The sequence below is a fragment of the Achromobacter sp. Root565 genome, assembly GCF_001427425.1.
Lineage (GTDB): Bacteria > Pseudomonadota > Gammaproteobacteria > Burkholderiales > Burkholderiaceae_B > Achromobacter > Achromobacter spanius_D.
Window position 1 is genome coordinate 295,661 of sequence record NZ_LMGO01000006.1, and the last position, 19,834, is coordinate 315,494.

The 19,834-nt window shown below is 68.5% G+C and carries 18 protein-coding genes; 6 read left to right on the forward strand and 12 right to left on the reverse strand.

What is annotated here, in order from left to right:
* Positions 1-24: 24 nt before the first annotated feature.
* Positions 25-2,049, reverse strand: a complete 2,025-nt coding sequence (locus tag ASD71_RS22770; protein ID WP_056570036.1) for a PEP/pyruvate-binding domain-containing protein — start codon at positions 2,047-2,049, stop codon at positions 25-27.
* A gap of 51 nt (positions 2,050-2,100) precedes the next feature.
* Positions 2,101-2,538 (reverse strand): GFA family protein, encoded by a 438-nt coding sequence (locus ASD71_RS22775; protein ID WP_056570037.1) that lies wholly within the window; start codon positions 2,536-2,538, stop codon positions 2,101-2,103.
* 90 nt (positions 2,539-2,628) lie between these two features.
* Here ASD71_RS22775 and ASD71_RS22780 point away from each other — a divergent pair, with 90 nt between their 5' ends.
* Entirely contained in the window at positions 2,629-3,519 is an 891-nt protein-coding gene (locus ASD71_RS22780; protein WP_082579024.1) for a LysR family transcriptional regulator, read from the forward strand.
* Positions 3,520-3,577: 58 nt separating this feature from the next.
* Here the strand turns inward: ASD71_RS22780 and argH are convergent, their stop codons facing one another.
* Positions 3,578-4,999, reverse strand: coding sequence for an argininosuccinate lyase (gene argH / locus ASD71_RS22785; RefSeq protein ID WP_056570041.1), 1,422 nt, complete (start codon positions 4,997-4,999; stop codon positions 3,578-3,580).
* A 136-nt stretch (positions 5,000-5,135) separates the two neighbouring features.
* Between argH and ASD71_RS22790 the strand changes: the two genes are divergently transcribed.
* The 3 genes from ASD71_RS22790 (at position 5,136) to ASD71_RS22800 (ending at position 9,250) form a co-directional block, all read left to right on the forward strand.
* On the forward strand, positions 5,136-6,503 hold the full coding sequence (locus ASD71_RS22790; protein WP_056570043.1) for a mechanosensitive ion channel family protein: 1,368 nt from the start codon (positions 5,136-5,138) through the stop codon (positions 6,501-6,503).
* 152 nt (positions 6,504-6,655) lie between these two features.
* Positions 6,656-8,722 carry an NAD(+) synthase gene (locus ASD71_RS22795; RefSeq protein ID WP_056570045.1) on the forward strand — a complete coding sequence of 689 codons (2,067 nt, stop codon included), beginning with the start codon at positions 6,656-6,658 and terminating at the stop codon, positions 8,720-8,722.
* Positions 8,723-8,911: 189 nt separating this feature from the next.
* Positions 8,912-9,250 carry a P-II family nitrogen regulator gene (locus ASD71_RS22800; RefSeq protein WP_006386376.1) on the forward strand — a complete coding sequence of 113 codons (339 nt, stop codon included), beginning with the start codon at positions 8,912-8,914 and terminating at the stop codon, positions 9,248-9,250.
* Between the two features lie 42 nt (positions 9,251-9,292).
* Here the strand turns inward: ASD71_RS22800 and gspF are convergent, their stop codons facing one another.
* A complete protein-coding gene (gene gspF, locus ASD71_RS22805) occupies positions 9,293-10,498 on the reverse strand; it encodes a type II secretion system inner membrane protein GspF (RefSeq protein ID WP_056570047.1) in 1,206 nt (401 codons plus the stop codon).
* Between the two features lie 176 nt (positions 10,499-10,674).
* Here gspF and gspD point away from each other — a divergent pair, with 176 nt between their 5' ends.
* Both gspD and gspE read left to right on the forward strand, forming a co-directional pair.
* The gene (gene gspD, locus ASD71_RS22810; protein ID WP_056570583.1) at positions 10,675-13,041 is read left to right on the forward strand and encodes a type II secretion system secretin GspD; all 2,367 of its coding nucleotides are present in this window, start codon (positions 10,675-10,677) and stop codon (positions 13,039-13,041) included.
* The gene (gene gspE, locus ASD71_RS22815; RefSeq protein WP_056570048.1) at positions 13,038-14,465 is read left to right on the forward strand and encodes a type II secretion system ATPase GspE; all 1,428 of its coding nucleotides are present in this window, start codon (positions 13,038-13,040) and stop codon (positions 14,463-14,465) included. Before gspD ends, gspE begins: the two co-directional genes overlap by 4 nt.
* A 120-nt stretch (positions 14,466-14,585) precedes the next feature.
* On the opposite strand, the gene gspN is transcribed toward gspE, so the two are convergent.
* From gspN to gspG, 8 genes are read right to left on the reverse strand one after another with little or no spacing between them, the layout of a single operon-like run.
* On the reverse strand, positions 14,586-15,350 hold the full coding sequence (gspN, locus tag ASD71_RS22820) for a type II secretion system protein N (RefSeq protein WP_056570050.1): 765 nt from the start codon (positions 15,348-15,350) through the stop codon (positions 14,586-14,588).
* Positions 15,350-15,934, reverse strand: a complete 585-nt coding sequence (gene gspM, locus ASD71_RS22825) for a type II secretion system protein GspM (RefSeq protein ID WP_056570052.1) — start codon at positions 15,932-15,934, stop codon at positions 15,350-15,352. The genes gspN and gspM overlap by 1 nt, the downstream gene beginning before the upstream one ends.
* Positions 15,931-16,923: a GspL/Epsl periplasmic domain-containing protein gene (locus tag ASD71_RS22830; protein ID WP_056570054.1), complete on the reverse strand. Its 993-nt coding sequence runs from the start codon at positions 16,921-16,923 to the stop codon at positions 15,931-15,933. Before ASD71_RS22830 ends, gspM begins: the two co-directional genes overlap by 4 nt.
* Positions 16,920-17,906 carry a type II secretion system minor pseudopilin GspK gene (gspK, locus tag ASD71_RS22835; protein WP_056570055.1) on the reverse strand — a complete coding sequence of 329 codons (987 nt, stop codon included), beginning with the start codon at positions 17,904-17,906 and terminating at the stop codon, positions 16,920-16,922. The genes ASD71_RS22830 and gspK overlap by 4 nt, the downstream gene beginning before the upstream one ends.
* A complete protein-coding gene (locus ASD71_RS22840; protein ID WP_056570057.1) occupies positions 17,903-18,514 on the reverse strand; it encodes a prepilin-type N-terminal cleavage/methylation domain-containing protein in 612 nt (203 codons plus the stop codon). Before ASD71_RS22840 ends, gspK begins: the two co-directional genes overlap by 4 nt.
* On the reverse strand, positions 18,511-18,954 hold the full coding sequence (gspI, locus tag ASD71_RS22845; protein ID WP_056570059.1) for a type II secretion system minor pseudopilin GspI: 444 nt from the start codon (positions 18,952-18,954) through the stop codon (positions 18,511-18,513). Before gspI ends, ASD71_RS22840 begins: the two co-directional genes overlap by 4 nt.
* Complete coding sequence (gene gspH, locus ASD71_RS22850; protein ID WP_056570061.1) at positions 18,941-19,429, reverse strand: type II secretion system minor pseudopilin GspH; 489 nt, start codon at positions 19,427-19,429, stop codon at positions 18,941-18,943. The genes gspI and gspH overlap by 14 nt, the downstream gene beginning before the upstream one ends.
* Positions 19,401-19,829: a type II secretion system major pseudopilin GspG gene (gene gspG / locus ASD71_RS22855; protein WP_056570063.1), complete on the reverse strand. Its 429-nt coding sequence runs from the start codon at positions 19,827-19,829 to the stop codon at positions 19,401-19,403. The genes gspH and gspG overlap by 29 nt, the downstream gene beginning before the upstream one ends.
* Between the last annotated feature and the right edge of the window lie 5 nt (positions 19,830-19,834).

Genomic DNA, 19,834 nt, shown 5'->3' on the forward strand with positions numbered 1-19,834 from the left:
CGTGTCTGCCCCGCGCCCCTGCGTTCAGCGCCCGCCGTCGATATACGGCCGCGCCTGCAGGATCAGGATCTCGTCGCCTTGCACGGCCCATTCGATGTCCTGATCCCCATTTCCCAGCCGCGTCTTCACCTGCCGGCCTACGGTGGCCAGGCGCGCGACCAGCGCGTCATTCAGCACCTGCCGGGCGCCCTCGATGGGCACTTCGCGCACGCCGCCGCCCGCGGCGGCGACGAGCTGCGTGTCCTCAGCCGATCGGCTCAGCACCTGCACGGCCTTGGACCAGCTGGAATACATGACCTGCTCGGCCTGGCGCTTGCCTTCCACCACCTTGATGCCCAGCCCGCGCTTGGCGGACAGGTAGGTGACGTGGCGGCGCGAGGCGTCGAAGGGATCGCGCGTGATCATGACGCCCGAGCTGTCCGACGCGGCGGCCAACTGCACCAGCACCGCCATGACCACCGCGTCCTGATTGAAGCCCGCGGCGCGGCGCGCTTCATAGGCCTCGAAGTTGTAGACCGACGCCCAGACCGTCTGCACGGCCCGGGCCAGCGCGTCGGCCTGCGTGACGTTGGGCACGGTGGTGTACAGGCCCGCGCCGCTGAAGCCCGGCAGGTCTTCAGAATTGGATGAACTGCGTACGAAGACGCCGCGTCCGCCCAGCTGTTTTTCCCAGCGGACGAGCCAGGCCGCCGAGAGGGCGGCTTCGGGCGTCGCGTCGATGATGTCCTGACGCAGCTTGGCCAGTTCCGTGCGCCGCACATTGGCGTCGGACGCGAAGTCGGTTCGCTGTTCCAGCGCCGCCACGCGGGCAGGCACGCCCAGCTTGTCCATGAACGCCGCGTACTGGGCAAACGGAATGCAAAAGCCGTCGGGCACGCTGGCGGCGGGCGGCAGCACGGATTTCAATGCGCCCAGGTTCGCGGCCTTGACGCCGCAGTGGCGGCTGTCGCGCGTGGTCATGCCGGACAGCGGCTTGATGGCGCGCACCGACAGGTCGGGCTTGGGCAGCGGCGTGGCGGTGGTTGGCGTTGCCGCCGCCGTCGGCGAGGCGGCCGCGGCGGGCTGCGCCATGCGCTGAACCCGATAGCCGTTGTTTTCCACGGTCAGCTCGACCCACTGGCCGTCATGCTCGCGCAGGACGGCCACGGCGTCGCGCACGTAGGCATTGGGAATGCGCCAGCCCTTGGCCAGCAGGTTCACATGCGAGAGCAGGGTGGACGGCCGCTGCGTGACCAGACCGGCCACAGGCGTCAGCGCGACGGGCACCTCGTCCAGCACCAAGATGTCCGTGGGCGACAGGTCAGGCGTCTCGTCCACGGATTTGACGATGCGCAGCCTGCCTTGTGCGCGCCCGGTGTTCAGCGGCAGGAAGGTCTGCTCGCGCAGCAGCGCCTCTTGCGTGACAACGTCCAGCCCGGCCCGCTGCGCGGTCTGCTCCTGCAGCGTGGAGTTGCTCTTGAATCGAAGCGGCTCGTAAAACGTGGCCGCCAGCCGCTGCGCGGTCAGGGTCAGCAGTTCCGGCGTCAGCAGATCGCCTTCCCAGAATTCATAGGTGTAGCCCGGCAGACCGTTTTGCCAGCTCAACGTGCCGAACAGCAGGCGCCGGTTCGGATCCTTGTACTGCGCGATCAGCTTGGCTTTGTCGCCCGACAACAGACGACGCTCGCGCGCAAAGGTCTCGTGCAGCCCATAGCGGGGCGTGTGCAGGTAATAGATGCGGTCCGCGCGCTGGCGGTCGATCACGAATAGCACGTGCGGAATTTCCAGCGGCGTGCCGGCGTTGTAGACCCGCGCCAGTTGATCGAATTCGGCCCGGGTCTGGATCCTCTCCAGAAACCGCGGGCCGCCCCACCGCGCGTCCTCCGCCTTGCGCGCCTCAACCTCGTCGGGGCGCAGGGGACGGCCGTTTTCGTAGGGGGAGGGTTTGCGGGCGGTTTGGGCTTGGGCTGGCGGCACACCGACGCTAGCCAGCAGCGTGGAAGCGGCCAATACGGCCAGGGACATGCGTAGCGGAGCAAAGGGCTTGAGCGGCGCGCGCGCGAGGGACATGGTCTGGGGGACAGAACGGCGAAGGCGCCATCATATCGGACCTTTGGCCCATCACCCTCCCATCACCGCCTGCGCAAACTCCTCCGGAGACGGGCTTTCAGGCCAGCTCGGCACGTCAGCCGGCAAGTGCAGCCAGGCGTGTTTGCGCCGGGTCCAGATATGCGCGGCCGGCGTCAGCCCGGCCGCCTCGTCCAGCGTGCCGGCGCGCAACACGCGCATGCCGGGTGCGGCTTCGGTCGTGTTGAAGATGCGCGTGCGGCACTGCGCGCACAGAAATTGGCAAGACTGCTTTCCCTCGTGCTCATGGCGGTATTCGTCGAGCGTTCCGGTTATGCTCATCGCCGTTTCCGGCAGCAGCAGGTGCAGCCCGAAGGCGCTTCCACTCCAGCGCTGGCAGTTCTGGCAATGGCAGGCATAGACGAGCGGCTTGCCCGCGAGGTCGATGGAGTAGCGGACGGCGCCGCAGCGGCATTGGCCGGTCAGGGTCATGAATGGGTTCCTTCAAACGGGTGAAACAGGATGCCCGGGATGCCGGCCGCCGGGAACCGCCAGAATGAACCATCCGTTAGCAGATTTTGTATGAGCATTGATTCTCTAGATTGGGAAAGCCAGCGTGTCTTTCTAGCCGTCTTGCGTACCGGCAGCCTGTCGGGCGCGGCCCGGATGCTGGGCATTGCGCAGGCCACCGCCCGCCGCCGCATCGAAAAGCTGGAAGCCAGTGTAGGCGTGAGCCTCTTTCTGCGGACCCCTGCGGGGCTGCAGCCCACGGACGCGGCGCGCGAACTGGGCGAGCACGTCGAGGCCATGGACGCGGCGGCACAGGCGTTCACCCGGCGGGCGGGCGAGGGGGCGGATGCGGCCGAGGGCGTCGTGCGCATCACCAGCAGCGAGTTGCTGGGCGTCGAGGTGCTGCCGCCAATGCTGCTGGAAATCCGCCGGACGCTGCCGGGCGTGCGGCTGGAACTGAGCGTGCAGGACCGGTTGGAGGCCTTGCCCCGGCAGGAAGCGGATATCGCGGTCCGGCTGCAGCGTCCCAGCGAAGCCAATGTGGTGGCGCGCCGCGCCGGCGCGTTGCGCGTCGGGCTGTACGCCACGGCGGACTGCATCCAGGCGTATGGGCTCCCGCATACCCGCGGCGACTTGCGGCACACGCCGATGATCGGCCCCGACCGCCGCCTGGCCGACCGCCGCGTGCTGGCCGAGCAGGGCGTGATCGACGCCGACCAGCCGTTTGCCGTGGCGTGCGACCACCACGTCGCACAGTTCGCGGCCCTGAAGGCCGGCCTGGGCGTCGGCGTATGTCCGCGCCAGCTTGCGAAGCCCCTGGGGCTGGTGCCGGTGCTGGCGCAGGAAATCGGTTTTGACGTCGACGTCTGGATTGCCATGCACGGCGATCTGCGGCGCGTGAAGCGGGTGGCGGGCGTGTTCGATGCGCTGGCGCGGCAATTGGACGGCTGGTTGGCGGGCTAGAAACAACAAGGCCCCCGGAAAGGGGGCCTTGCAGTCGAGCCGTCAGCCGGATTGGCAATCAGCCTTCGGCCGTTTCCGCCAACACGCGTTGAGCCTCTTCGGCCACGCGCTCGGGGGCGGTGCCGCCCACGTGCTTGCGCGCGGCGACCGAGCCTTCCAGCGTCAGCACCTGATGCACGTCTTCGGTGATGCTGGGGTGGTAGGCCGTGAGTTCGGCCGTGGACAGGTCGGCCAGATCGCAGCCGCGCTGTTCGCAATCGCGCACGGCGTGGGCCACGACTTCGTGGGCGTCACGGAAGGGCACGCCGCGCTTGACCAGGTAGTCGGCCAGATCGGTGGCGGTGGCAAAGCCTTGCAGCGCCGCGGCGCGCATGTTGTCGGCCTTGACCTTGATGCCGCCGGCCATGTCCGCGAAGATCGTGAGCGTGTCGCGCAGCGTGTCCGCCGTGTCGAACAGGCCTTCCTTGTCTTCCTGGTTGTCCTTGTTGTAGGCCAGGGGCTGGCCCTTCATCAGGGTCAGCAGCGCGACCAGGTTGCCGTTGACGCGGCCGGTCTTGCCGCGGGCCAGTTCGGGCACGTCGGGGTTCTTTTTCTGCGGCATGATCGAGCTGCCGGTGCAGAAGCGGTCGGCGAGATCGATGAAGCCGACGCGCGGGCTCATCCAGAGCACCAGCTCTTCGGACAGGCGCGAGACGTGCGTCATGATCAGCGCGCCGGCGGCGCAGAATTCGATGGCGAAGTCGCGGTCGGAGACGGCGTCCAGCGAATTGCGGCACACGCCTTCAAAGCCCAGGGTTTTGGCGACGCGTTCGCGGTCGATCGGGAAAGACGTGCCGGCCAGGGCGGCGGCGCCCAGCGGCAGGCGGTTCACGCGGCGGCGGCAGTCGGCCAGGCGCTCGGCGTCGCGGCCGAACATTTCGGCGTACGCGAGCAGGTGATGGCCGAAGGTGACGGGCTGGGCCACTTGCAGGTGCGTGAAGCCCGGCATGATGGTGCCGGCGTTTTCCAGCGCGACCGTCGCCAGGGCGTGGCGCAGCTGGCGCAAGAGGATCTGCAGGGTGTCGATTTCGTCACGCAGCCACAGGCGGATGTCGGTGGCGACCTGGTCGTTGCGCGAACGGCCGGTGTGCAGGCGCTTGCCCGCGTCGCCCACCAGTTCCACCAGGCGCTTTTCGATGTTCAGATGGACGTCTTCCAGGTCGAGCAGCCACTGGAACGAGCCGGCGTCGATTTCGGACAGGATCTGGGTCATGCCGCGCTGGATGTCGGCCAGATCCTGGGCGCCGATGATGCCCTGGGCGGCCAGCATGTCCGCGTGCGCGAGCGAGCCCTGGATGTCGTGGCGCGCCAGGCGCTTGTCGAAATCCACGGACGCCGTGTAGCGTTTGACGAGTTCGGAAACCGGCTCGGAGAACCGGGCGGACCAGGCCTGCGCCTTGTTGGCGAACTGGTTTTGATCGGGGGAGGGAGTCTTTGCCATGATGGCCGGGATTATAGGGCCTCGCGCCGCGCCGGGTGTGGCGGCCGCCCGTTATGCGGGGCCGGAACCCGCGATCGGGGCGAGTTGTCGGATAATCCCCGGTTAGTTTCAAGACCTGAAAAGCGAGTACGGATCCATGCCCCTGGAATGGGAAGAGCTAGTCACCCAACTTGATACCCACATGCCGCGGGAGATCTGGGCGCAGACGCTGATCGGAATCGGCGTGCTCATCCTGACCGCGCTGTTCGTGCAGTGGGTCGTCGCGCGCGTCGTCCTCTTGCTGGCGCACCGGCTGCTGGTGGCCAGCGGCCGCGTCGACTGGGACAAGGCGCTGCAGCGCCGCCGCGCGTATCAGAATCTTTGGTACGCGGTGCCGTTTGCCGTGGTGTCCGTGGGCATCGACCTGGTGCCCCACGCCGAACGGGCGATCTCCGTCGTGGGCCGGCTGGCGCACGCGGGCGCCTGGATCTGCGTGTTCATTGCGTTCTCGGGCGTGCTGAGCGCCTGGCAGGACACCTATTCAGCCACGACCCGCGCGCAGACCCGGTCCATCAAGGGCTACATCCAGATCGGCAAGCTCATCCTGGCGGCCGTATGCACCGTTCTGGTGCTTTCCATCCTGATCGACCGCTCGCCGCTGTGGATGATCTCCGGCCTGGGCGCGCTGTCGGCGGTGCTGCTGCTGGTCTTCAAGGACACGCTGCTGTCGCTGGTGGCCAGCACGCAGCTCACCAGCAACGACATGCTGCGCATCGGCGACTGGATCGAGATGCCGCAATGCAACGCCGACGGCTTTGTCAAGGACATCGCGCTGCATACCGTCAAAGTGCAGAACTGGGACAACACCGTCACCACGGTGCCGACCTACAAGCTGTTCTCGGAAAGCTACCGCAATTACCGGCACATGTTCGAATCGGGCGGCCGGCGCATCAAGCGCACCATCCGCATCGACGCCGCCAGCGTGCGCTTTCTGGCCGACGACGAACCGCAGCGCCTGATGAAGTTCCGGCTGCTGCACGACTACCTGCAGACCAAGACCCAGGACATTGTCCAGGCCAACCAGACGCTGGGCGAACTGGCCAGCGTGCCGGCCAACCGGCGCCGGCTGACCAACATCGGCACGCTGCGCGCCTACGCGCTGGCGTACCTGAAGCAGAATCCGGAAATCCGCCAGGACATGGCGATGATGGTGCGCATGATGGAGCCCACGTCCGAGGGCATTCCGGTCGAGGTCTATTGCTTTACCGCGGTGACCGCATGGGTCGAATACGAGCGCATCCAGGGCGACGTCTTCGACCATCTGCTGGCGATCCTGCCGGAACTGGGCCTGCGCTTGTACCAGCAGCCGTCCGGGGCGGACATCGGCGCCATGGGCAGCTATCTGCGCGACAGCGCCATCCAGGCGGCGCTGTCCGCCGAGCGCGACCGGCAGGGGGCTGTCGTGGACGGCGACGCGGCCCTGCCGTTCGAGCGGGGGCTGACGGACGGCAAGATGCCGCGCTAGGCGCCCTGGCCGGCCTGCGCAGCTGTCGCGCCCGCCGCCCACACGGGGCGCGGCCGGCAGAGGGCCGTGAGATAATCCTGCGGTTGTTTCCGGGGCCTCGGAATTCCAGGCCCCCAGGCGAAACCCCCAGCGAAACTCCAGGCGAACCCCCGATGTCGAACCCGTTCTTCAACCTGTATTCCCACGGCTTCGCCCGGGTCGCGGTCGGCGTACCCGAGTGCCGGGTCGCCGATCCCGCCTTCAACGCCGCGCAGACCATCGCGCTGGCGCAGCAGGCCGCCCAGGGCGGCGCGGTGCTGGCGGCGTTCCCCGAACTGGGCCTGTCGGCCTACACCTGCGACGACCTCTTTCACCAGAAGGCCCTGCTGGACGCTTGCGAGGCGGCACTGGCGCAAGTGGTTGAGGCCACGGCCGATCTGGACATCGCCATCGTCGTCGGCGCGCCGTTGCGCGTGGCCCACCAGTTGTTCAACTGCGCGGTCGTTGCCGCGGGCGGGCGCATCCTCGGGGTGGTGCCCAAGACCTATCTGCCCAATTACGGCGAGTTCTACGAAGCCCGCCAGTTCAGCGCCGCCGATTGCGCCATCGATACGCAGATCGGGCTGCTGGGCCAGACGGTCCCGTTTGGGGCCGAGCTGCTGTTCCAGATGGAAAAGCTGCCGCTGTTCCAGTTCCACGTTGAAATCTGCGAAGACGTCTGGGTGCCCATTCCCCCGTCGTCCTATGCCGCGCTGGCCGGCGCCACGGTGCTGGTCAACCTGTCGGCCTCCAATATCGTCGTCGGCAAGTCCGAATACCGCCACCAGCTCGTCTCGCAGCAATCGGCGCGCTGCTTGTCGGCCTACATGTACACGTCGGCGGGGCGCGGCGAATCCTCGACGGATCTGGCCTGGGACGGCCAGGCGCTCATCTACGAAAACGGCGAGCTGCTGGCCGAATCCGAGCGCTTCCTGAACCATTCCCACCAGGTGTTTTCGGACGTCGACCTGGAACGCCTGTCGCGCGAGCGCATGCGCCAGAGCACCTTCGGCCAGTCCGTGCGCCGCCATCAGGACGAAGTCCGCAAGTTCCGCCGCGTGGCGGTGCCGGTCAATCCGCCCCTTGAAGACACCGAGCTGCCGCTCGAACGCCGCGTGGCGCGCTTCCCCTATGTGCCGGCCGACCCCCAGCGCCGCGACGCGCGCTGCAAGGAGGTCTACAACATCCAGGTGCAAGCGCTGGCGCAGCGGCTGTCGGCCAGCGGCATGAAGAAGGTGGTCATCGGTATTTCGGGCGGGCTGGATTCCACGCACGCGCTGCTGGTCTGCGCCAAGGCCATGGACGCCCTGGACCTGCCGCGCGCCAACATCCTGGCCGTCACGATGCCGGGTTTTGCCACCAGCACCCGCACGCTGCAGCAGGCGCGCCGTCTGATGGCGGTAGTGGGCTGCACGGCGTCCGAGATCGACATCCGTCCGAGCTGCCTGCAGATGCTCAAGGACCTGGGCCATCCCTATGCGAACGGCGAGCCCGTCTACGACATCACGTTCGAAAACGTGCAGGCGGGCGAGCGCACCAACCATCTGTTCCGCCTGGCCAACTTCAGCAATGCCATCGTCATCGGCACGGGCGACCTGAGCGAACTTGCACTGGGGTGGTGCACGTACGGCGTGGGCGATCACATGTCGCACTACAGCGTCAACGCCAGCGTGCCCAAGACGCTGATCACGCACCTGGTGCGCTGGGTGGCTGAATCCGGCCGCCTGGGCGACGACGGTGCGCAGGTGCTGCTGGACGTGCTGGGCACGGACGTCAGCCCCGAACTGGTGCCCGGCGGCGCGGACGACAAGCCCGAGCAAAAGAGCGAGGCGTCGATCGGCCCCTATGAATTGCAGGACTTCAACCTTTACTACACGCTGCGCTACGGCTTTGCGCCGACCAAGGTCGCGTTCCTGTCGTGGACCGCATGGCGCGACCGCGAGGCCGGCGCCTGGCCCGAAGCCGGACACGTCGCCCGCAACCAGTACGACCTGGCCGCCATCAAACGCAACCTGAAGATCTTCCTGGACAAATTCTTCCGGACCAGCCAGTTCAAGCGCACCTGCATCCCGAACGCGCCCAAGGTCGGCTCCGGCGGTTCGCTGTCGCCGCGCGGCGACTGGCGCGCGCCCAGCGACTCGGAATCGGTGGTCTGGATGCGGGAAGCCGACCGGATCCCGGACGAGGCGCCGGGCGTCTGACAGAAAACCGCATGGGGGCGGATACCGATCGCGCGGACACCGATCGTTACCGAAGCGATCGGTCCGGGTCTTCCCGTGCGGCGTAGGGCTGGCCCTTGCGCGGTGGTATTCTCTCGTTCATCGCGCTCCGTCCCACGCAACAGCCGCCGGCGGCGCGCCGCACAGATCAAAAAACCCAGGACGACCAACGTGAAACAAGTCACCGCCATCATCAAACCCTTCAAGCTCGACGAAGTCCGCGAGGCGCTGGCGGAAGTCGGCGTCAGCGGGCTGACCGTCACCGAAGTCAAGGGTTTCGGCCGCCAGAAGGGCCACACCGAACTCTATCGCGGCGCCGAATACGTAGTCGACTTCCTGCCCAAGATCCGCGTTGAAGTCGTGCTGCCGGACGATCAGGTGGAAGCCGCCATCGAAGCCGTCGTCAAGGCCGCGCGCACCGGCAAGATCGGCGACGGCAAGATCTTCGTGACCCCGGTGGAGCAGGCCATCCGCATCCGCACCGGCGAGAGCGACGAAGAGGCGCTCTGATCCGCATCTTTCACGGGCCGCGCCAACACGCGGCCCGTATTCCTACCTGATCAACTGGTTCATCTCCAGGATCGGCATCATCACCGCCAGCACGATCAGCAGGACAAATCCCCCCATCAGCAGTATCAGCGCCGGCTCCAGCAGGGCCGTCATCGCCATCGCGCGCCGCTCCAGGTCGCGCGACAGGTTCTGCGCGCCCCGATCCAGCAACTCGGGCAGGCGGCCCGTCTTTTCGCCGCTGGCGATCAGGTGCACCAGCAGCGACGGAAAGACCTTCTGCGCGCCGAGCGATGACGACAGCGCCGCGCCTTCGCGCACCCGCGCCGCGGCCTCATCCACTGCCAGGCGAAGCACGTCGTTGCTGAGCGTGCGGCGCGCCGCCTCCAGCGCGGTCAGCAGGGCCACGCCGCTGCCCGACAGGATGGCGAGTGTGGATGCAAAGCGCGCGGCATTCACCCCCAGCACGAATCGCCCGGCCAGCGGCAGCCGCAACACCCGCGCGTGCCAGGCCCGCCGCGCGGCCGGCGCCCGCAGCGTGTAGCGCCACAGCGCGATGAGCGCCACCACGGCGATGCCCGTCACCGCGCCCCATTCGCGCACGTAATCCGACAAGCCCAGCATCACGCGCGTCAGCATCGGCAATTCCTGCTTGGCCTGGCTGAAGGCCGACACCACCTGCGGCACCACATAGCCCAGCAGGAAGATGACGATGACCACCGACACGCTGGCCACCACCGCGGGGTAGATGAACGCCGTCATGACCTTGCTGCGCAGGGTGTTGCGTTCCTCGATGTAGTCGGCCAGCTTTTCCATGACCTGCGCCAGGTCGCCCGATTCTTCGCCCGCGCCGATCAGCGCGCGATAGATCTCGGGAAAGTCGCGAGGGCGCGAGGCCAGCGCGGCGGACAGGCGATGGCCGGCGCGCACGTCGTCGCGCACGCCGCCCAGCGTGGCGGCGATGTGCTTTTTCTCGGCCTGTTCCAGCGTGGCGCTGAGCGCGGCGTCCAGCGGCAGGCGCGCGGCCAGCAGGCTGGCGAGCTGGCGCGTCAGCCACGCAAGATCCGCATCTGACAGACGCGTGCGCAGCGACGCGCCGAGGCCTTCGGCGCGCGCCGCCAGCGAGGTCGACAGCGGCAGCAGACCGCGGCCGCGCAACTGGTTGCGGGCGCCGCGTTCGGAGTCGGCGTCGATCGTGCCGCGCACGATTTTTCCGAGCGCGTCGGTGGCTTCATAGCGAAAGGAGGGCATGACTGTAATAAAGCGGAAGCACCTGCCGAAATCGCCAAGAGCCCCGAATTTAAAGGGTTTCCAGCCCGTCACCTTGCCTTGGAAATATGACCGGGATGTTGCAGTCACACCCCGTATACTCCGACGCGCTTTCACGTTTTCTCAAACGATTTCACGTCTCGGGCAACTATTTCGTCATGCGTCACATCGCGCAATTCAGCCTTGCTTTCCTGCTTGTTGCAAGCCAACTCGGACCCGCCGTCAGCACGGCTCACGCACAACAGGCGGACAACCGCGTCAGCCTGAACTTCGTCGATACGGACATCCCCGCGGTGTTGCGCGCGCTGTCCCTGTTCACGCAGCGCAACTTCCTGGTGGACCCCCGCGTCAAGGGCAAGCTCACGCTGGTTGCGGACCGGCCGGTGGATAGCGCGCAGGCCCTGTCCATGCTGACCGGCGCGCTGCGGCTTCAGGGTTTTGCCATCGTCGACGTGGACGGCGTGACGCGCGTGGTGCCCGAGGCCGATGCCAAGCTGCAAGGCAGCGCCGTCGTGGGCGGCCCCAAGCCGGCGGGCAGCGCGACCGCTGTGGGGGGCAGGGCGCCCGTGCCCGTGTCGTCCTTTGCCAAGCGCGGCGGCAACAGCGGTGAAATGCTGACGCGCGTGTTCCCCCTGAAGTACGAGAACGCCGCGAACCTGGTGCCGGTGCTGCGCCCCATGGTGCCGCCGAACAACCCGATCAATGCGTATCCCGGCAACAACACGCTGGTCGTGACGGACTATGCCGACAACCTGGAACGCATCGCCGCCGTGATCGCGCGCATCGACGTGCCCAGTTCGATGGACACCGACGTCGTGCCGGTGCAGTCGGCCATCGCGACGGACATCGCCATCCTGGCCTCGCAGTTGCTGGATACGCAGAGCAGCGATCCGACGCAGCGCATCGCCATCGTGGCGGATCCGCGCAGCAACAGCGTGCTGGTGCGCTCGGGCAGTCCGGCTCGCACGCGGCTCGCGCGCGAGCTGATCCAGAAGCTGGACGCGCAGCAGAACCGCGCGGGCAACCTGCACGTGGTCTACATGCGCAACGCGCAGGCCACGCGCATTGCCGAGGTGCTGGGCGGGCTGCTGACGGGCCAGGCCAATTCGGCGCCGGGCGCGGCCCCGGGCGCCAGCAGCAGCACCGGCGGCACGCAGGGCGGAGCGCGTGCGCAGAACACGGCCAGCAGCACGTCGAACCCGGCCGGGCTCGGCATGTCCAGCCAGTCGGGCTCGTCGCGCGGCGGCCTGTCCGGCGAACAGGAGCGCATCGCGCGCGAAGACAACACGTCGCAGGCGGTGTCATATTCCGCGGGCGGCGCCACCATCCAGGCGGACCCGGCCACCAACTCGCTCATCATCTCCGCGCCCGAGCCGCTGTACCGCAGCCTGCGTGAAGTGATCGACCAGCTTGACCAGCGTCGCGCGCAGGTGCTGGTGGAAAGCCTGATCGTGGAAGTCAGCGAGGAAAAGGCCGCGGAATTCGGCATCCAGTGGATGACGGGCGCGGGCAACATCAACAGCAACGGCACCAGCTTCATCGGCGGCACGAATCTGGGCGGCAGCGGCATCACCGGCAACGGCCCGACGTCCATTGACGCGCTGGGCGGCGGCTTGAGCCTGGGCGTGGTGAAGGGCACGGTGGACGTGCTGGGCAACGAAGTCATCAACCTGGGCGTGCTGGCGCGCGCCATGCAGAACACCGGCGAAGCCAACATCCTGTCCACGCCCAACCTGCTGACGCTGGACAACCAGTCGGCCAGCATCCTGGTGGGCAAGACGGTGCCGTTCGTGACGGGGCAGTACGTGACGTCGGGCAGCAACGGCAGCTCGAACCCGTTCCAGACGATCGAACGCGAGGACGTGGGCCTCAAACTCAACATCCGCCCGCAAATCTCCGAGGGCGGCGCGGTCAAGCTGGACATCTATCAGGAAGTCAGCAGCATCGACGAAAGCCGCTCGAACGCCACCACCGGCATCGTCACCAACAAGCGCGCCATCGACACCAGCGTGCTGATCGACGACGGCCAGATCATCGTGCTGGGTGGCCTGCTGGAAGACAACGTGACGCTGACGTCCAACAGCGTGCCGGGCCTGGGCTCGCTGCCCGTGATCGGTTCGCTGTTCCGCTACGACACGCGCAAGCGCACCAAGACCAACCTGATGGTGTTCCTGCGTCCCTACGTGGTGCGCGACGCCAACCGCAGCGCCAGCGTCACGATGGACCGCTACGACTACATGCGCCGCGCGCAGGGCGCCGTGCAGCCGCGCGACCACTGGGCGTTGCCGGACATGCAGGCGCCCATCCTGCCGCTGCCCGGGTCGGCGCCGTCGGTGTCCAACAACGCCTACGACCTGCGTCCCGAGCAGCAGGCGCAAACGCTGCGCCGCCCGCCGCCCACGACGGTGGAAACCTTCGCGGTGCGCCAGTATCCCGGCACGCCGCCCGCGCCTGCGCAGCAGCCTATCCGCGCGCCCCGGCCGCTCATGATGACGGTGGCGGTGGACCCCGAGACGCTGCTATGAGCGCGCACCCCTTGCCCTATGCCTGGGCCCGCGCGCAGCGCGCGGTGCTGTCGCTGCGCGGGGGGCAGGCGCAGTTGACGGTCAGCCCGCGCACGCCCGACTGGGCGGTGCGCGAAATCCGGCGCTGCCACGGCGATATCGGCCTGACGCAGATCGACGACGAGGCGCTGGAGACGTTGCTGACCGCGGCGTACAGCCACTCGGAAGACGCGGCGTCGGTCATGGGCGTGGCGGAAAACGAGATCGACCTGGACCGTCTGATGCAGGACATGCCCGAGGTGGCGGACCTGCTGGAAGCGCAGGACGACGCGCCCGTGATCCGCATGATCAACGCGCTCTTTGCGCAGGCTGCGCGCGACGGCGCCAGCGACATCCACATCGAACCCTTTGAAACGCATTCCGTGGTGCGCTACCGCGTCGACGGGACGCTGCGCGATGTGGTGTCGCCGCGCAAGGCGCTGCACGCCGCGCTGATTTCGCGCATCAAGATCATGGCGCACCTGGACATCGCCGAAAAACGGCTGCCGCAGGATGGCCGCATCGCGCTGCGCGTGGGCGGGCGGCCGATCGACGTGCGCGTGTCCACGCTGCCGACCGGGCATGGCGAACGCGCCGTGCTGCGTCTGCTGGATAAGGAGGCGGGACGCCTGCAACTGGAAAAGCTGGGCATGAGTCCCGGCGTGCTTGCGCAGCTGGACCGCCTGATCCGCCAGCCGCACGGCATCGTGCTGGTGACCGGCCCGACCGGCAGCGGCAAGACCACCACCCTGTATGCGGCGCTGAGCCGGCTGGACGCCTCCACCAGCAACATCCTGACGGTGGAAGACCCCATCGAATACGACCTGGCCGGCATCAGCCAGACGCAGGTCAACGCGAAGATCGACATGAGCTTTGCGCTGGCCCTGCGCGCCATCCTGCGCCAGGACCCCGACGTCATCATGATCGGCGAAATCCGCGACCTGGAAACCGCGCAGATCGCGGTGCAGGCCTCGCTGACGGGCCACCTGGTGCTTGCCACGCTGCACACCAACGATTCGGTGTCGGCGGTCACGCGACTCACTGACATGGGGGTCGAGCCCTTCCTGCTGGCGTCGTCATTGCTGGGCGTGCTGGCGCAACGCCTGGTGCGAAAGCTATGCCCGGCGTGCAAGGCGCCGTCGATGCTGGACGGCGTGCAGGTGTTCCACCCCGTCGGCTGCGAGGCCTGCAACCACACCGGCTATAGCGGCCGTTCCGGCATCCACGAGCTGTTCACGGTAGACGACGAGGCCCGCCGCCTGATCCACGAAGGCCGCGACGAACGCGAACTGCGCCGCGCCGCCGCGGCGTCGGGGATGCGCAGCATGCGCGAGGACGGGCAGCGGTGGGTGGACACGGGGCAGACATCGCCAGAGGAAATCCTGCGCGTGACACGGGACGCGTAGCGCCCGAAACCACTTGGTGTCAGACACCTTACTTACTAAACGGTGTCTGACACCCTGGTGAGTTGGCCTTCATATTGCGCAGGCGCTCCTAGGGTGTCTGACACCTTCTCGCAATCGCCCCTATCGCCCGGATTTCCCCACGCCGAACGTCACCGTGTCGCCCGAGCGGCGGCCTAGCGTCGACATCAGTCCGTCCAGCGCGGCGCGGTCGGCATCGCTGGCTGACTGGGCGAACGTGGCTTCGCCCTGGAAGTTGATGCCCCGGGGGCCGGTGCCGCCCTGGCCCTTGACGTCGAGCAGGCCGCTTTCCGTGCTGAGGGTCAGCGTGGCGCCGGTTTTGCCGCCCTGCACGCGCAGCAGGTAAGTGCCCACCGGCGTGATGGGCGTGAGGGCAGTCGCGGCGTTGCGCCAGCGCAGGTCGACGGCCGGGCCGGGGGGAAGCGGGGCGCCCAGGCGCAGGGGTTGCCAGCTGATCTCCAGCATGCCTTGCGGCGACAACGTGTTCCACGGTGCGCCGAGCGCGGGCAGGACCGTCGCCGGCATGCGCAGGGACGACGCCGGGACCGCCAGACCGTTCCATCCCGGGCGCGCGCGCAGGGTGCCTTGCAGCCAGGGATGCGCAATGTCGAGCGCCAGCGTGTCCCAGCGCCAGTGCCATTGCACCGGTTGCGGGAGCACGCGGCGCGCGCCTTGGGAGCCAAGTGCGATCCAGGCGCTGCCGCGCCACAGCGTGCCGCTGGCGTCGGCCAGCGTGACCGGCGCGTCGTCGGGCAAGAGCGCCAGCACCCAGCGTGCGGGCAGCACGGCAGCGCCGGCGGCTGCGGCGCATAGGACGCCGGCGATCCACAAACTTGCGACGCGGCGCGAGGGAAGTTTCGCGGACATCAGTGGCTCCCCGCCGCCTGCGGCGGCAGCAACTCGACCTTGCCGTTGACCAGTCCCGGCAGCGGCCGCCCATTGGCGTTCGCGGCGCGCGTCAGGTCGACGTGCGAGATCGCCAGCCCCCAGTCGCGCCCTGCGCCGTCCAGCCAGCGCATCAGCGCCGAGGACGGCGCCTGGTCCAGCGACAGTTCCACGCCGCCCGCATCGGCATCCGCCAGCGTCCACTGCCCCGCGGGCAGGCCGGCGCGCTCCAGGCTGGCCGCCAATTCCGCCGTGCTGGGCATCGCGCCCGCAGGCGCGGCGCTGCGTTGGCGCAGGGCGGACGCTTGCGCGGTCAGGTCGGCGACTGTGGCGGCCTGGGCGCGCAGTCCCGGCAGCTCGGCCTGCAGCTTGCGCACCGTATTCAGGGCCGGTTCTATCAGGGTGACGAAGACGATCGCCGCGCCAAGTAGCAGGGCAGCGCCGGCGACGAGGCGGCGTTCGCGCGGGGCCAGCGCCTGGTAGCGCTGGCGGGCGCGTGCGAGCGCCGGGTCCACGGGTTTGCGCGCGGCCTGCCACGCGGCTTGAAGTCGGTAAAGCGGTTTCATGGTTGGCTGCGCACGATGCGCCAGGTGTTGTCGGTGTCGCCGCGTTCAAGCTTCAACCCCAGAGCGGCGGCCTGCTGGATCAGCGCGGGGGTCTCGGCGACGCGTTGCGCCTGCGGGCCGGCGTCCGCAAGCTGCAATGTGAGCGCCTGGCCCGCGTAGGTCAGATGCGCGACCTTGTCGGCGGCAAAGGGCAGGGCCTGTGCGGCCGCGCGCGCCAACGGCAGGAAGTCGCCGGCGTTGGCGGCGCCACGGTTGGCCTGCAGCGCGTCCAGTCCTTGCTGCGCCTGACGCGCAGGATCCAGCACCACCGGCACGTTGGGAAAGGCCGCCAGCACCTGGTCGTGCATGCCGCGCTTCAAGGTGTCGGCCTCGCCGCGCAGCTGCGCTGCATAGATATTCAGTCCGGCAATCCACACGACGGCGGCCAGCGCGCCCCAGCGCCACACCGGCTGCCAGCGCGACACGCTGACCGGGGCAAGCTGCGGCATTGCCAGCGACCATGCTGGCGACGGCGCGTGCCAGCGCGGATCGGCAGGGTCGCGCAAGGGCGCATCCGTGACCGGCGCCAGCGCCTGCGGGGCGATCAGCGCGCGCACGCGCAGGCCGTGCTGGCTCAGCAAACCCCAAGCGCGCCGGACCGGCTCGCGCGGAGACCACGCCAGGGGCACGGAGCCGTCCGCCGCGCGCGTGCCGTATCCCATCGCCAGGCTGTCCAGGTCGCTGAGGACCAGCGGTTCCAGCGCGCCGCGGACGGCCGCGCCGAAATGCGCGCGCGCCACCGCCGGAATCTGCACCGTCGCCGCGATGACGTCGGCAGGATGCAGCACGGCTTCACACATGGCCTGCGGCCAGGCGTTTCCGAGGGCGCGCAGGGCCAGTTCGCCTTGCCGCACGCAGTGGCCGCGCCGGTCGAACCAGGCATAGGGCAGCGGCGAATCGGCGCCAAATTCCTCCAGCGCGGGCAGGGCGATGCGCAGGGTGTTCTTCAAGGTGTTTCTCTCGTCCAGATGGTTTCGGGAGCGGCCGGCGGGGCGCTGCGCATCAGCGCCTGCATGGAGACGCGCGCCCGTTCGTAGACCACGGTGCCGCTGGCCAGGAACCAGCCGCTGTTGGTGGAGACGGACGGGGCAGGCGTCTTCACGCCCGTCCCCGCCAGCCGATTGGCGAAGTCGCCGGTGTTGTTGAACCAGTTGCCGCGATCGCGCTCGCCCGCCATCGCGCGCGCCTGGGCCAGCGACAGCCCCGGCACCAGCGCCGCGATGACCTCGGCCGGCGCCGTGTTGACGTTGACGGTGGTGGCCGAAGGCAGCAGCGTCATCGTGCGCCGAAGCGCATTGCGCATCGGCGGCTCCAGCCCCAGCAGGGCGGCCACTTCGTCAACCCCGCGCGGCAATGGCGCGCGCGCCTGCGGCCCGGGCCGCGCCGCGGTATTCGTGGCGTCGGCCGCCAGCGCGGGCGGCTGGGCGGACGCCACGATGTCGACGATCCTCGCAGCCAGCGTCTCCGGCAGTTCCAGCGTGCCCAGCAGACGCCGCAGAATGTCTTCCTGCTCCGGTTGCGGCACGCCGTTACGCGCCAGGTTGTAAAGGTTGTACTTGCCCTGCTCGTCCTGGACCCCGCCCGAAAACACCGCCACGCGATCGTCGCCGGGGCGTTCGATGCGGGTGTCCAGCACCGGCGTGGCCCAGATCTGGTCGCCGCGGGTGGTGGGCTCGCGACGGCCGTGGTCACGCACCACCAGCCGCGCCCAGTCGATCCCGCCCGCCAGCATCGCACGCGCCTGCACCCGCGCCAGTTCGTTTTCCACGCGCCGCGTGCTGGCCGTCTGGCGCTGGAACAGGCTGGTGGTCAGCGCGGCTACGATGGCAACGACGATCAGCGCGCTGACGACCGCCGCGCCGCGTTGGCGGGCAGCGCTGGGGATGCTGCGCGCGCCACTCGCGCCGTGGGCATGAACCACCGCACCGTTCATGGCAGCTCCAGGATGCGCGTATAGCGCCGCAGGTCGCCCGGCACGCCGCGTTCAAAAGCAATCTCCAGGCCACTGGGCGCGGCCCCAAACGAGGCGTTCGCATCTGCCCAGCCCACGCCCGGCACCCACGCGCGAAGCGCAAGGGACCGTACCCCCGGCAGCAGCAGCACGCCGTCGTTCGCCGCAGGCAGCGGACTGCGCGGCGCGGACGGGCCGCTGGCGCGCCACAGGCCGTCACGGCGCACCTGCCATTGGACCCGCTGCCACAACCCGTTGCCATCAGGATCGGGGCGCAGGATTTCCAGTGTCTGCCCGCCCGCCGCGCGCGGCAGCAGGCGCAGGCCCGTCGTGAACGCCACCGCGTCCAGTCCCGGCGAATCAAAGGCGGGACCCGTATAGGACAACTCGACGTCGCGCGCCATCTGGCCCAGCGTGCGCACGATGGCATCCGTGTCCTCGGCCTGCGCGGCGATCAGATCGCGCGCGCCGGACACGCTGGCCAAGCCGCGCCAGGCCATCAGACTGACCAGCGCCATCAGCGCCAGGGCGACCAGCACTTCGATCAGCGTGAAGCCAGCCTGCGATTGCGGAGAGCGGCGCATCGTCATCGCAAACTGGACAGCAGTCCGTCGAGCTGCAGCAAAATCGCCCCGTCACGCGGAGACGCGGCGTCATGGACCTTCACGGACACCTGCCGAAAGCTGCGGTTCATCGAGTTCGTGAAGACCAGTTCGCATTGCAGCGCCAGACCGCCTTGCGGGCACGGCACCATCTGCGTGCCGGCGCGCGGCAGGGCTTGTTCCAGCCGCAATTGCGTAAGCGCGTTCTGCGCCGCCAACAGTGCCAGCGTCTTGTCCTGCAAGGCGCGATTGTTCGCGGCCATGACCCCGGTGGCACGCAGCGCCGCGCCCATCGCCACCGCGATGATTGCCAACGCGACCAGCACTTCGATCAGCGTGAAACCGCGCTCGCGGTCGCGCGGACGCGGGCATGGCGCGCCGGCGGCGGCCTCGGCAACGCCCTTGGCCGATGCGTTAACGGATCTCATAGCGCCCCGCAGCGTCGCGTTGCAGCGTGACGTGTCCATCAGCCGCGCTCAGCGTCAGCGTCATCGGTGCGGCAACCCATTCCGTATTGAAGATCAGCGGACGATCCGGATCCAGGCGCCATTGCACCGGGGCCGCGGACCAGGACTGCGGACGCAGAACCTCGTCGCGTTCGAGCCGGTCGGGGGGCACCGGAATGTCGTCCTGCGCGGTGGGACCCGGGGCGCGGCCCGCGCGCTCGAACGACCAGCCCTGGCCGTTCGCCAGCCAGCGGATGTTGCGTCCGTCGCTGCGGGCTTCGCTTTGCGCCACGGTGAACGCGTCGGCCAGGCGTTCGGCATCGGCGCGCAGGCCGTTGTCGCTCCGGCCGACGGACAGGCTCACCATGCTCGCGGCAATGGCCACGATCACCAGCACCACCAGGACTTCGACCAGCGTGAAACCGCGCTCAGAGTTCCCAGGAACCGATGTCCGCATCGCCGCTTTCTCCGCCGGGCTTGTTGTCGGCGCCAAACGAGAAGACGTCGACGTCGCCTTTGACGCCGGGGCTCAGATATTGATAGGGATGGCCCCACGGATCGTTGGGCAGCTTGTCCAGATAACCGCGCCAATTGGCCACGCCGTCAGGCTTTTGCGCCAGCGCGCGCAGACCCTGGGCGGTGGTGGGATAGCGGCCGTTGTCCAGGCGGTACAGCTTGAGCGCCTGCATGATGCCGCCGATGTCCTGGCGGGCAGCGGCCTGGCGCGCCTGGTCGGGGCGATCCAGCACACGCGGCACCACCAGCGCGGCCAGAATCCCCATGATCACAATCACCACCATGATCTCGATGAGGGTGAAGCCCTGCTGGCGGGCAAGCCCGCGCGGTAACTGACGCACTTTGC